This window comes from Enterobacter sp. 725m/11 (assembly GCF_011683705.1).
GTDB classification, from domain to species: Bacteria; Pseudomonadota; Gammaproteobacteria; order Enterobacterales; family Enterobacteriaceae; genus Enterobacter; species Enterobacter bugandensis.
The window spans coordinates 22,178-34,916 of the sequence record NZ_JAAQOK010000013.1 but is presented as its reverse complement, the minus strand read 5'-3'; the positions used below and the strand labels follow the sequence as shown (position 1 = coordinate 34,916).

The following is a 12,739-nucleotide window of genomic DNA, read 5'->3' as shown; positions in this document are numbered from 1 at the left end:
GTTATGCCCACCAGTGAGCAATTTGCCAGGCCAGACGGGCGGCGAGCTTTGCGCCCTGTCCGTCCCGATCGTACTGCGGGTTAAACTCTACCAGATCGGCGGCCTGCAGCTTACCGCTGCGGCAGATTTGTTCAATAACCGGCATTAGATCCATTGCCGGGACGCCTAACGCCGCAGGGGCGGAAACGGCAGGCATTTCGCCCGCGGGCAGGACGTCCAGATCGATTGTCAGATAGATACGATCGGCCTGCGCCAGCACCTTTTCCAGCGCCGATAATGCCTCGCGTCTGAAATGAAGATCCTCCACCAGCGTGACGTTCAGGCGCTCGGCCTCATCCCACAGCGCCTGCGTGTTCGCCGCCCGGCTCACGCCAAAGCAGGCGTACTGAAATGCCCGCCCGCGCTCAGCGCAGTAATGCGCCAGCTGGCGAAACGGCGTGCCGGACGTCGCCCGGTCGGCCTTGCGCAGATCGAGATGCGCATCCAGGTTTATCACCGCCACGCGCTCGCCGGGGAATGCATCCAGAACACCCCGTCCATGCGCCCAGGCAGTTTCATGCCCGCCGCCAAAAACCAGCGTGCGCATCCCGGACTGCTGGCAGGCCGTCACGGCATGGCTTAACGCCCGCTGCGCGTGTTCAAGCTCATCGCCTTCAACGTACACCGAGCCCATATCCGCCAGCCGTTCGTGTCCCTGATGGCTTGCCATATTCGCCAGCGCTTTGCGCAGAATATCAGGGGCCTGCGCGGCGCCGGGCCTGCCCTGATTGCGTTTAACCCCTGCATCGCATTCAAAGCCTATCAGCGCGATGCCGGATGAAAGCGGCGTGAACTGCGCCTGCTGTTGTATCGTCTGGAAAATGCGCGTTGCATTGCTGGCTTCGGCGCTGTCGTCTCGCCCCTGCCAGACCGTTTCGGCGACGGGCCGCCATAACTTCATACTGCCTCCCCACGGAAAATACGTTGATACAGCGGATTGCGTCCCGGCTCGTAGACCATCTCCACCGGGTGGTGAGCATCCCAGACGATAAAATCAGCGACAAACCCCGACTGCAGCTGCCCGTGCGTTGCGCCGCGGCCCAGCGCCTGCGCCGCATGCCGCGTGACGCCAGCCCAGGCCTCTTCAGGGGTGAGGCCAAACTGGACGCAGGCCATATTCATCGCCAGGTGCAGGCTGGCAAACGGGCTGGTGCCGGGGTTATAGTCGGTGGCGACGGCCATCGGCACACCACGTTTTCGGAGCTGATCAACCGGCGGACGCTGGCGCTCCTGCAGAAAATAGAACGCGCCGGGGAGCAGTACCGCAACCGTACCGCTTTGCGCCATCGCCTGAACGCCCGCGTCGTCGAGATATTCGATATGATCGGCCGACAGTCCGTTATATTGGCTGACCAGCGCCGCTCCGCCCTGATTCGACAGCTGTTCAACATGCCCTTTCACCGGGATACCGAGCGCGGCGGCGGCCTGGAAGAGGCGCTCGGTTTGCGACGGGGTAAAGCCGACGTTTTCACAAAACACGTCTACTGCTTCATATAACTCTTTTTGCCACAGCGTGGGTAGGATCTGCTCACAGACCAGCGTGAGATACGCATCCGGATCCTGTCGGTATTCCGGCGGAACCGCATGGGCCGCCAGCAGCGTTGGGCTGATATCAACCGGGTTATTGAGGCTCAGCTGGCGGGCAACCTGCAGCATCTTCTCTTCGGCCTCGGCGTTGAGTCCGTATCCCGATTTGATTTCAACGGTCGTTACACCTTCATTCATCAGACGCTGGAGCCGCTGCTGCGCCAGTTTCAGCAGGGTTTCCAGGGAACTGCTGCGCGTTGCCGTCACGGTGGCGTTAATCCCGCCCCCCTGAGCGCTGATGGTCTGGTAAGAGACGCCGTTCAGACGCTGTTCCCACTCCGCCGCGCGGTCGCCGCCAAATACCAGATGGGTATGGCAGTCAATCAGGCCAGGCGTGACCAGACGTCCCTCAAGATCGATGACGTGACGGTGTCCGGAAGGAAGGTCAGATTCAGGAAGCACGCCAAGGATAGTTTGGCCGCGCACGACCAGCGCGTGCTGCTCTTTCAGGCCATAAGGCGCGGATGTATCGGGAACCATTGTTGCCAGGCGCGCATTTCGCCATATAACATCGTCAGGTTGAAGCTGCATGGGCATTCCACTTGTCATGGGTTGTATAGACATTTATTTGCATCCATCGTCTGCTGTCAACCGCCTTAAGGGAAAATGTTATTTATTTGTGATGACTTTCCCGTCACCTCCGGGCAAAAAATGCAACTTTTACCCTTTTTATCTTCCCGTTTCGCTCAACTTAGTATAAAAAAGCAGGCTATTTCGTCTATCCCGTAAAGACTTGCATACCCAGGAGCTTCACCTTGAACATTTCCAGGATTTCCCGTCTGGCGTTAGCGCTCGCCTTTGGCGTGACATTATCCGCATGCAGTTCTACACCACCGGATCAGCGTCCTTCTGAGCAGGTAGCGCCCGGTACCGCCTCCCGCCCGATTTTGTCCGCGGATGAAGCGAAGAATTTCGACCGCACCCATTACTTCTCGGCGATGGATCCTAACGCCGCGCCGTGGACACCGTCTTCTATTAACCTGCCTAAACAGCCTGACTTCGTTGTTGGCCCGGCTGGCGCGCAGGGCGTAACGCATACCACTATCCAGGCAGCGGTTGACGCGGCAATCACTAAACACAGCGCGTCTCGCCAGTACATCGCGATCCTGCCGGGTGAATACGAAGGCACCGTGTATGTTCCGGCGGCTCCTGGCAGCATTACGATTTACGGTCTGGGTGAAAAAGCCATCGACGTAAAAATTGGCCTGGCGATTGATTCCGAAATCGACAGCACCGCCTGGCGTCACCTGGTGAACCCGGCAGGCAAATATATGCCGGGCAAACCGGCGTGGTATATGTTTGATAACTGCCAGAGCAAGCGTTCCGCCACCATTGGCGTGATGTGCTCGGCGGTGTTCTGGTCGCAGAATAATGGCCTGCAACTGCAGAACCTGACCATTCAGAATACCCTGGGTGACAGCGTGGATGCCGGTAACCATCAGGCCGTGGCGCTGCGTAGCGACGGCGATAAGGTGCAGATTAACAACGTCAATATTCTGGGCCGTCAGAACACCTTCTTCGTGACCAACAGCGGCGTACAGAACACGCTGCAGAACAACCGTCTGACCCGCACGCTGGTGACCAACAGCTACGTTGAAGGTGACGTGGATCTGGTGTCCGGTCGCGGCGCGGTGGTGTTTGATAACACCGATTTCCGCGTGGTGAATTCCCGTACCCAGCAGGAAGGCTATGTGTTTGCTCCGGCAACCCAGTCTAACCTGTTTTACGGCTTCCTGGCCGTGAACAGCCGCTTTAACGCGGCCGGTGACGGCGTGGCGCAGCTGGGCCGCTCCCTGGACGTGGACTCTGCGACCAACGGCCAGGTCGTTATCCGCGACAGCGTGATCAACGAAGGCTTTAACGTGGCGAAGCCGTGGGCTGATGCGGCTGTCTCCAAACGTCCGTTCTCCGGCAACACCGGTGCGGTGGACGATAAAGGAAACGTGCAGCGCAACCTGAACGACGCGAACTTCAACCGCATGTGGGAATACAACAACCGCGGTCTGGGCAGCAACGTGGTTGCTGAGCCGAAGCAGTAACGAGATGAGAGTAAAAGGGGGAGTTTAATCCCCCTTTTTACTGCGACTGAATGCGTCAGGCTCCAAACTTAAGATACGCATCCAATAGTTGCATAATCGCAACCATGAGTTGCAGGAACAGAATTGCCCATTCCACACCGCTCATACGCCACTCCTTTGGTATAGAGCACTTCTCCTCTGGTTTATCTTTCCGCTGCCTGTCACCAGAGGTGTGTTGGTTATGTTTTGATGTGCTCCGCAGTTTAGGCACCGTCGGCACCACCCGACAGCCAGGACTTAAAAAGGATCCTGAATTGCGGAACTGCAACACATCGAACCAACGCACAGAATGATATCAAATCACTACTGTACATAAAAACAGTTAAAACCAATTTAGGAATTTATAAAGCAAAAGCACTTAAGTGACTGATTATTATTTATATACTATTTACTGATCATTCCGTGTTCTCCTTTGTTCGTTGACGATGAATTTACATCGCCTTGAGTCGACATTATGATGACCCTGTTGGTTACGTTTTGATGTGCTCACCCGGCTACCACCGGGCATAAAAAAACCTCGCATCCGCGAGGTTTTTTTGTTTTAAGCCGCTTAGTGAGCGTTAACCACCACCCACATTGGCCCCTGACCTACCGCATAGCGTCCTTTCTCTTCCAGCAGGCCCTGCTCGCCTTTGATTTCATACAGCGCGATGTGGTGGGATTTCTGTCCCGCCGCAATCAGGTATTTACCGCTGTGATCGATATTAAAGCCGCGCGGCTGGGTTTCCGTTGGCTGGAAGCCCTCAATAGCCAGCACGCTGCCATCTTCGGAGACGCTAAACACGGTAATCAGGCTGGAGGTGCGGTCGCAGGCGTACAGATGGCGACCATCCGGCGTGATGTGAATATCTGCCGCCCAGCGAGTGTCAGAGAAGTCAGACGGCATCATATCCAGCGTCTGCACGCACTCAATCTGGCCGTTTGGATCTTTCAGCTCCCATACGTCCACCGAGCTGTTCAGTTCGTTAACGACGTAGGCATATTGCTGGTTCGGGTGGAATACCATATGGCGAGGACCTGCGCCCTCAACGGTGGTGACTTCAGCAGGATTCTGCGCCACCAGGTGACCATCGTCGCTCAGGGTGAACAGGCAGATTCGATCCTGCTTCAGCGCAGGCACCCACAGCGTGCGGTTGTCCGGGGAGATATTCGCCGAATGGCAGCCTTCCAGCCCTTCCACCACGTCGACAGTTTCTACCGGAATACCATCGTCAAGACGGGTCACGCTGACGCAACCGGCATTGTAAGAACCGCTAAAAATGAAGCGGCCTTTACGATCGGTCGAGATGTGGGTTGGGCTGCCCGGCAGTGGCGCTTCAGCGGTGTAGGTCAGCGCGCCGTCGTCAGGAGAGATGCGGTAGGCCAGCACGCGAAACTCCGGGCGCACACCCACGTATAAGAAACGTTTATCCGGGCTGACGACCATCGGTTGCACCTGGCCCGGCACATCAACAACCTGAACCAGCGTGAGCGAACCTTCTGCATTCAAGCGCCAGACGTGGATCTGCTGACTTTCAGGACTGGCGGTATAAACGGTTTGTTTCATGAATACTCCTTTCCTCACTGCACGTGAAAGTGATTATTTTTAACGGTGAATGCTGAATTTTAGCCAGGAATTTTGCAGCGATTTACTCTCGGTGTAACATCCCCTGAGACCTAAAATTCAACATTAACCCGGAAGAACAAATGACCTCGCGTGTGATTGCACTGGATTTAGACGGAACATTACTTACCCCTCAGAAAACCCTGCTCCCCTCCTCCCTTGAAGCGCTTAAACGCGCGCAGGAAGTGGGATATCAACTCCTTATCGTAACGGGTCGACATCACGTTGCCATTCACCCTTTTTATCAGGCACTGGCGCTGGATACACCTGCAATTTGTTGTAATGGCACTTATTTGTATGATTATCAGGCAAAAAAGGTTTTAGCCTCCGACCCGCTACCGGTTCCCCAGGCGCTGCAGCTGATTGATCTGCTGGATGAGCATAACGTTCACGGCCTGATGTATGTGGATAACGCGATGGTGTACGAGCGCCCAACCGGCCATGTGGTACGCACCAGCAACTGGGCGTTGTCCCTGCCAGAAGCGCAGCGTCCGGTCTTTACCCAGGTTTCCTCTCTGCGTCAGGCGGCCCAGGACGTTGAGGCTATCTGGAAGTTTGCCCTGACGGATGAAGACACCACCAAGCTGAATACCTTCGCGAAACACGTCGAGGACACGCTGGGGCTGGAGTGCGAATGGTCCTGGCACGATCAGGTGGATATTGCCCGCAAAGGCAACAGCAAAGGCAAGCGTCTGAAGCAGTACGTGGAATCGCAGGGCTGGTCAATGCAGGACGCGATCGCCTTCGGCGACAACTACAACGACATCAGCATGCTGGAAGCCGTCGGTACGGGCGTGGCGATGGGCAATGCCGACGACGCGGTAAAAGCGCGCGCTAACGTGGTGATTGGCGACAACACCACCGATAGCATCGCGCAGTACATTTATACCCACCTGCTGTAATCAGGCGGTGATCGAAACGCTCTTGATTTGCGCGTAAAGCCACAGGCCGGGCTTGATTGCCAACTCATCCCTGGCCCACGGGCTGATGCGCGCCCAGAGCGTCCTGCTGCCCACGTCGAGCTTCACCTCTACCTGCCCGTTATCATCAAAACACTCCGCCACTTTGGCGCGCAGAATATTTCGAATACTGGTTTGCAGCGGCGGCTGCAGCACCAGCGAGACGTCCGATGCCTGGATGCGGATCCGCAGCGCGGACTGCAACGGTTTGTCGATCTTATTGACCCAAAGATGCTGGTCGCCCAGCGCCAGGGCGGTCATCGCGTAGTGCGGATGATGCTCCAGAACGCTCACCTTCAGGATGCTGCTCTGCTGTTCCCTGGGTAACCAGGGGTGCATCACGCTACTGCCCCACACCTCTTCCAGGTTGCCGAAGGCCTTCACGCAGCCCTCTTCCAGCACCAGCACTTTGTCGGCCAGATGCAGGATCTCATCCAGCGAATGGCTGACGTAGAGCATCGGAATATTAATTTCGCGGGTCAGACGCTGCAGGTACGGCAGGAGCTCACGCTTGCGCGGAATATCCAGCGAGGCCAGCGGCTCGTCGAGCAGCAGCAGTTCGGGGGCGGTCAGCAACGCGCGGCCTATAGCCACACGCTGTTTCTCCCCGCCGGAGAGCGAGGACGGCAGCCTGTCGAGCAGGGGTTCAATGCCTAAAAGCGTCACCAGCTTATCAAACTGCCCGGCCATGCTTTTCGCCATGCCGTAGCGCAGGTTGCCGCGCACGCTGTAGTGCGGGAACAAGCGCGCGTCCTGAAAAACATAGCCGATGCGGCGTTTATCCGGCGAAAGGTAAATCTTGTTCTCCACGTCATTCAGGACGCGGTTGTTCAGGACAATGCGCCCTGACTGCGGGCGCGTCAGGCCGCTGATGGCGTTAATCAGAGACGTTTTACCCGCGCCCGACACGCCGAAGACGGCGGTGATGCCGCTTGCAGGCAGCGTCTCGTTAAGCGTCAGGGTATGGTTTCCCAGCGTCTGGGTGAAATTCAGTTCCAGCATCGTTATTTCCCCATCCGTTCGCGGCTTAGCCGTGCCAGCCATTCAGAAACCAGCAGCGAAACCAGGGCTAATACGATAGAGATGATGCACAGCCGCGCTGCGGCACTCTCTCCCCCTGGCGTCTGAATCAGGGTATACATGGCCGATGGGATGGTCCGCGTCTCGCCGGGAATGTTCGACACAAAGGTGATGGTCGCACCAAACTCGCCCAGCGAGCGGGCGAACGCCAGCACCGTCCCGACAATGATGCCCGGCAGCGTAAGCGGAAGCGTGATGGTAAAAAAGACGCGCCAGCGCCCGGCACCGAGCGTGCGGGCTGCCTGTTCGAGCTTCATATCCACGCCTTCCAGCGCGAGGCGGATCGCTCTGACCATCAGCGGGAATGACATCACCGCCGCCGCCAGTACCGCACCGCGCCAGCTAAAGGCAAAGGTGATTCCGAACCAGTCGTAGAGCTTTTCGCCGATAAAACCGCGTCGCCCCATCGAAATCAGCAGCAGATAACCGACCACTACGGGCGGTAAAACCAGGGGAAGATGAAGGACGCTGTCGAGCAGCGCTTTGCCGGGGAACCGACAGCGAACCAGTAGCCAAGCAAAAAAGATCCCAAAGGGCAAACTCAGCGCAACCGCCAGGGAAGAGACTTTAAGGCTCAGCAGAACAGCCTGCCATTCAGGATCGGTCAGTATCATCAGTGAGTCGTAAATCCATAACGTTTAAAGATTGCGGACGCCTCCGGCCCCTTCAGATAATCGCGGAAGGCCGTTACGGTCGCATTTTTATGTCCATCAACAATCGCCACAGGATATTCCACTTTCTTGTGGGAGTCTTCCGGGAAGGTGCCAACCACTTTTACGCCCTTGCTGGCAACGGCATCGGAACCATACACAATGCCCAGCGGAGCTTCGTTACGCTCCACCAGCGCCAGCGCGCCGCGCACATCTTCCGCCGGGGCCAGTTTTGGTGACAGGGTCTCCCACGCGCCCAGCTTTTGCAGCGCTTCTTTGGCGTAAATCCCGGCCGGAACGTGTTCCGGGTCACCCACCGCCAGACGGCCACCGTTCAGCAGGCGGGTCCAGTTTGTCTCTTTGTTGATGGTGATTTCACCCTGCACGCTGGCCTTCGGTGCAACCACAACCAGGCTATTGCCCAGCAGCGTTTCGCGGGTCGCCGCATCAATCGATTTCTTCTCCACCGCGTAGTCCATCCACTTCTGGTCAGCAGAGATAAACAGATCTGCCGGAGCGCCCGCTTCTATCTGCCGTGCCAGCGTAGAGGAAGAGGCAAAAGAGGAGACTACCTCGACGTTTTTCTCTTTTTTATACGCCGCCGCAATATCCTGCAGCGCGTTGGTCAACGACGCCGCCGCAAAGACCGTAATTTTACCTTCGTCCGCCAGCGCGTGTCCGGTAAGTGAAAGCGTCAGCGTTGCCCCTGCGAAAAGGCGTACCCATGAACGTGCCATCTGTAACTCCTGTGAGTAGCGTTATATACATATTAATATAACGGTATCGTCAGGGAGATCCCAGCGGTAATTCGTACCGCTCAAGGGGTAACACGGTGTGTTACGTTAAATAATATCGGCGAAAGTAAGAAAAGCTTGAGAGCAAAACGCCCGGGCAAGCCGGGCGTTTTGTGGGAAATTAATGCTGCTTTTTCGCACGGTCTCGGTGACCGATATTCGAAAAGACGTTGAACACTTCACCCAGGCCGTAGATGGCACCGAGGATGATGGCCATCACTACTGGTACCATGATCACGGCGAATACCAGACTTTTCAACAACTCTAACATGGTTTTCTCCAGATTTTGTGAATGGGCTATTCTACCCTGAAAAGTAAGAAAAACATCCCCTTTTGTGCGGTGCCCTTTGCGCCCTGCACCATTTGGGTCACAATATTCTTTTTGCCAGGACACTGTTATGCAGGCCGAAATTCTTCTTACTCTCCGACTTCAGCAAAAGCTTTTCGCCGATCCCCGACGTATTGCCCTGCTTAAACAGATAGAACAAACCGGCTCAATTAGCCAGGGCGCTAAGAACGCCGGGATCAGCTATAAAAGCGCCTGGGATGCCATCAATGACATGAACACCCTGAGCGAGCATCCGCTGGTGGACAGAGCCACAGGGGGCAAAGGCGGTGGAGGTGCTGTTGTCACACGCTACGGCCTGCGCCTGATTCAGCTCTACGATCTCCTGGGCCAGATTCAGCAAAAAGCGTTCGATGTATTGAGTGACGACGACAACGTTCCGCTGGACAGCTTGCTGGCCGCCATTTCCCGTTTCTCGTTGCAGACCAGCGCCCGCAACCAGTGGTTTGGTACGGTGACAGCGCGCGATAATCTCCAGGTACAGCAGCATGTTGAGATCCTGCTTGCCGATGGTGTCACCCGTCTGAAAGCGGCGATAACGGCCCAGAGCGCAGAGCGCCTTGACCTGGATGAAGGTAAAGAGGTGCTGGTGTTGCTGAAAGCACCCTGGGTCAATATCACACGCGACCCGGACAAGGCAAAGGCGGCTGATAACCAGCTGCGGGGAACCATCAGCCATATAGAACGCGGCAAGGAGCAGTGCGAAGTGCTGATGCCCCTGGCAGACGGACAGGCGCTTTGCGCCACGGTCCCGCTCAGCGAGGCGAACGATTTAGAAGAAGGTGCTGTCGTCACCGCATATTTCAACGCGGACCGGGTGATTATCGCCACATTGTGCTGAGCGCATTGACAATCGTGACGACAGTGCGTATCCCTGATATCTATTGCTGCAAAAAATGGGATACATCATGTCATCATTGCATATTTCGCAAGGTACGTTTCGTCTTGGCGATACCCGAACGCTGACGATTGCCGATCTGACAATACGCGCGGGTGAAAGCTGGGCGTTTGTCGGCACTAACGGCAGCGGTAAATCCGCGCTGGCCCGCGCGCTGGCCGGAGAGCTTACCCTTCTCAAAGGCGAATGCCGGAGCGATTTCACGCGCCTGACGCGCCTGTCCTTTGAACAGCTGCAGAAGCTGGTCAGCGACGAGTGGCAGCGCAACAATACCGATTTACTCAGTCCTGGCGAAGAAGATACCGGCCGCACGGCGGCGGAAATTATTCAGGATGAGGTGAAAGATCCTGCCCGCTGTCAGCATCTGGCGGAACAGTTTGGCATTTCCGCGCTGCTGAACCGGCGCTTTAAGTACCTTTCTACCGGCGAGACGCGGAAAACGCTGCTGTGCCAGGCGCTCATGAGCCAGCCGGAGCTGCTGATTCTGGATGAGCCCTTTGACGGGCTGGATGTCCACTCCCGCGCCCAGCTGGCTGCCCTGCTGGACTCTCTGAATCAGGAAGGCTATACGATCGTACTGGTGCTGAACCGCTTCGATGAAATTCCTGACTTCGTGCAAAACGCGGGCGTGCTGGCAGACTGTAGCCTGATCGAAACCGGAGAAAAATCCGCGCTGCTCCGACAGGCGCTGATTGCCCAGCTTGCGCACAGCGAAAAGCTGGCGGGCATTGCGCTGCCGGATCCCGACGCGCTGGCAGCACGCCACGGTCTCGATCCCCGGCAGCCGCTTATCGTCCTGCGCGATGGCGTAGTCTCCTATGACGAACGACCGATCCTGAATCACCTCAGTTGGACGGTTAATCCTGGCGAACACTGGCAGATTGTCGGTCCCAACGGCGCGGGGAAATCCACGCTGCTGAGCCTGATAACCGGCGATCACCCGCAGGGCTACAGCAACGATCTGACGCTGTTTGGCCGCCGTCGCGGCAGCGGCGAAACCATCTGGGATATTAAAAAGCACATTGGCTACGTCAGCAGCAGCCTGCATCTGGATTACCGGGTCAGTACCACGGTACGCAACGTGATCCTTTCCGGCTATTTTGATTCCATCGGCATTTATCAGGCGGTGTCAGATAAACAGCACAAGCTGGCCCAGCAGTGGCTGGATATTCTGGGGATGGATAACCGGGTGGCTGACGCGCCGTTTCATAGCCTGTCGTGGGGGCAGCAGCGCCTGGCACTGATCGTTCGCGCGCTGGTAAAACACCCTACGCTCCTGATCCTCGACGAGCCGCTGCAGGGGCTGGATCCGCTTAATCGACAGCTGGTCCGCCGCTTTGTGGACGTGCTGATTAGCGAAGGTGAAACGCAGCTGCTGTTCGTTTCACACCATGCCGAAGATGCCCCCTCCTGCATCACCCACCGCCTCGAGTTTGTCGCGGACGGTGAGGGTTATCGCTACCTTCTCAGCAACGTAGATTAACCGCGGAGGGCACCGCCCTCCTCTTTTCAGATAACTTGCATCAATACATCGCTATCTCTTTGATCTAGAATGCTCTACGTCATCGAAAAAGCGAGTGTGAAAACGAGTGTAAACGATTCCACTATTTTATCCCATGTCACACTTTTCGCGTCTCTGTTATGCTATGGTTATTACATACCATAAGCCCAATGGAGCGAATTATGCGAGTTCTGGTAACAGGTGGTAGCGGTTACATCGGAAGTCATACCTGTGTGCAGCTGCTGCAAAATGGTCACGATGTGATCATCCTCGACAACCTGTGCAATAGTAAGCGCAGCGTGCTGCCGGTGATTGAACGTCTTGGCGGTAAACAGCCGACTTTCGTGGAAGGCGACATCCGCAACGAAGCGCTGATGACCGAGATCCTTCACGACCACGCCATCGAAGCGGTGATCCACTTCGCGGGTCTGAAAGCGGTCGGTGAATCCGTTGCGAAACCGCTTGAGTATTACGACAACAACGTCAACGGTACCCTGCGTCTGATCTCCGCCATGCGCGCGGCAAACGTCAAAAACTTTATCTTTAGCTCCTCCGCCACCGTCTATGGCGATCAGCCAAAAATTCCTTACGTTGAAAGCTTCCCGACCGGTACGCCGCAAAGCCCATACGGCAAAAGCAAGCTGATGGTAGAGCAGATCCTGACCGACCTGCAAAAAGCCCAGCCGGAGTGGAGCATCGCATTGCTGCGCTACTTCAACCCGGTCGGCGCCCATCCGTCTGGCGATATGGGTGAAGATCCGCAGGGCATTCCGAACAACCTGATGCCGTACATCGCCCAGGTGGCGGTAGGCCGTCGCGAGTCGCTGGCCATTTTTGGCAATGACTACCCCACCGAAGACGGCACCGGCGTGCGTGACTATATCCACGTGATGGATTTAGCAGACGGCCACGTTGCAGCCATGCAGCAGCTGGCTGACAAACCGGGCGTGCATATTTATAACCTCGGTGCCGGGGTCGGCAGCAGCGTGCTGGACGTGGTTAACGCCTTCAGCAAAGCCTGCGGTAAGCCAGTGAACTACCACTTCGCTCCGCGTCGTGATGGCGACCTGCCTGCTTACTGGGCCGATGCCACCAAAGCCGATAAAGAACTTAACTGGCGTGTCACCCGCACGCTTGATGAAATGGCACAGGATACCTGGCACTGGCAGTCACGCCACCCGCAGGGTTATCCGGACTAAGGATC

General features: G+C 56.6%; 13 protein-coding genes. 5 read left to right on the top strand and 8 right to left on the bottom strand.

Translation table 11 applies throughout. The features are described 5' to 3' along the window. Nucleotide 1: 1 nt before the first annotated feature. Both hutG and hutI read right to left on the bottom strand, forming a co-directional pair. Entirely contained in the window at nucleotides 2-940 is a 939-nt protein-coding gene (gene hutG / locus HBA26_RS07650; protein ID WP_126346118.1) for a formimidoylglutamase, read from the bottom strand. After that, complete coding sequence (gene hutI, locus HBA26_RS07645) at nucleotides 937-2,157, bottom strand: imidazolonepropionase (RefSeq protein WP_126346117.1); 1,221 nt, start codon at nucleotides 2,155-2,157, stop codon at nucleotides 937-939. Before hutI ends, hutG begins: the two co-directional genes overlap by 4 nt. A gap of 224 nt (nucleotides 2,158-2,381) precedes the next feature. Here hutI and HBA26_RS07640 point away from each other — a divergent pair, with 224 nt between their 5' ends. Then, complete coding sequence (locus HBA26_RS07640) at nucleotides 2,382-3,665, top strand: putative acyl-CoA thioester hydrolase (protein ID WP_063154687.1); 1,284 nt, start codon at nucleotides 2,382-2,384, stop codon at nucleotides 3,663-3,665. A gap of 55 nt (nucleotides 3,666-3,720) precedes the next feature. On the opposite strand, the gene tisB is transcribed toward HBA26_RS07640, so the two are convergent. Further along, complete coding sequence (gene tisB / locus HBA26_RS07635) at nucleotides 3,721-3,810, bottom strand: type I toxin-antitoxin system toxin TisB (RefSeq protein ID WP_023332440.1); 90 nt, start codon at nucleotides 3,808-3,810, stop codon at nucleotides 3,721-3,723. A 444-nt stretch (nucleotides 3,811-4,254) separates the two neighbouring features. Beyond that, nucleotides 4,255-5,250, bottom strand: a complete 996-nt coding sequence (pgl, locus tag HBA26_RS07630) for a 6-phosphogluconolactonase (protein WP_041910746.1) — start codon at nucleotides 5,248-5,250, stop codon at nucleotides 4,255-4,257. Between the two features lie 140 nt (nucleotides 5,251-5,390). Between pgl and HBA26_RS07625 the strand changes: the two genes are divergently transcribed. Continuing rightward, the gene (locus HBA26_RS07625) at nucleotides 5,391-6,209 is read left to right on the top strand and encodes a pyridoxal phosphatase (RefSeq protein WP_049001166.1); all 819 of its coding nucleotides are present in this window, start codon (nucleotides 5,391-5,393) and stop codon (nucleotides 6,207-6,209) included. Here the strand turns inward: HBA26_RS07625 and modC are convergent, their stop codons facing one another. From modC to HBA26_RS07605, 4 genes are all read right to left on the bottom strand, one after another. Continuing rightward, the gene (gene modC, locus HBA26_RS07620; RefSeq protein ID WP_063154688.1) at nucleotides 6,210-7,268 is read right to left on the bottom strand and encodes a molybdenum ABC transporter ATP-binding protein ModC; all 1,059 of its coding nucleotides are present in this window, start codon (nucleotides 7,266-7,268) and stop codon (nucleotides 6,210-6,212) included. A 2-nt stretch (nucleotides 7,269-7,270) separates the two neighbouring features. After that, complete coding sequence (gene modB, locus HBA26_RS07615; protein ID WP_041910749.1) at nucleotides 7,271-7,960, bottom strand: molybdate ABC transporter permease subunit; 690 nt, start codon at nucleotides 7,958-7,960, stop codon at nucleotides 7,271-7,273. After that, nucleotides 7,960-8,733 (bottom strand): molybdate ABC transporter substrate-binding protein, encoded by a 774-nt coding sequence (modA, locus tag HBA26_RS07610; protein WP_063438065.1) that lies wholly within the window; start codon nucleotides 8,731-8,733, stop codon nucleotides 7,960-7,962. The genes modB and modA overlap by 1 nt, the downstream gene beginning before the upstream one ends. A 178-nt stretch (nucleotides 8,734-8,911) precedes the next feature. Continuing rightward, nucleotides 8,912-9,061, bottom strand: a complete 150-nt coding sequence (locus HBA26_RS07605) for an AcrZ family multidrug efflux pump-associated protein (protein WP_013097516.1) — start codon at nucleotides 9,059-9,061, stop codon at nucleotides 8,912-8,914. A 127-nt stretch (nucleotides 9,062-9,188) separates the two neighbouring features. On the opposite strand from HBA26_RS07605, the gene modE reads away from it, so the two are divergent. From modE to galE, 3 genes are all read left to right on the top strand, one after another. After that, a complete protein-coding gene (modE, locus tag HBA26_RS07600) occupies nucleotides 9,189-9,977 on the top strand; it encodes a molybdenum-dependent transcriptional regulator (protein ID WP_047367754.1) in 789 nt (262 codons plus the stop codon). Between the two features lie 67 nt (nucleotides 9,978-10,044). Beyond that, nucleotides 10,045-11,517 carry a molybdate ABC transporter ATP-binding protein ModF gene (gene modF / locus HBA26_RS07595; RefSeq protein WP_126346116.1) on the top strand — a complete coding sequence of 491 codons (1,473 nt, stop codon included), beginning with the start codon at nucleotides 10,045-10,047 and terminating at the stop codon, nucleotides 11,515-11,517. Between the two features lie 200 nt (nucleotides 11,518-11,717). After that, a complete protein-coding gene (gene galE, locus HBA26_RS07590; protein ID WP_041910754.1) occupies nucleotides 11,718-12,734 on the top strand; it encodes a UDP-glucose 4-epimerase GalE in 1,017 nt (338 codons plus the stop codon). Nucleotides 12,735-12,739: the final 5 nt, after the last annotated feature.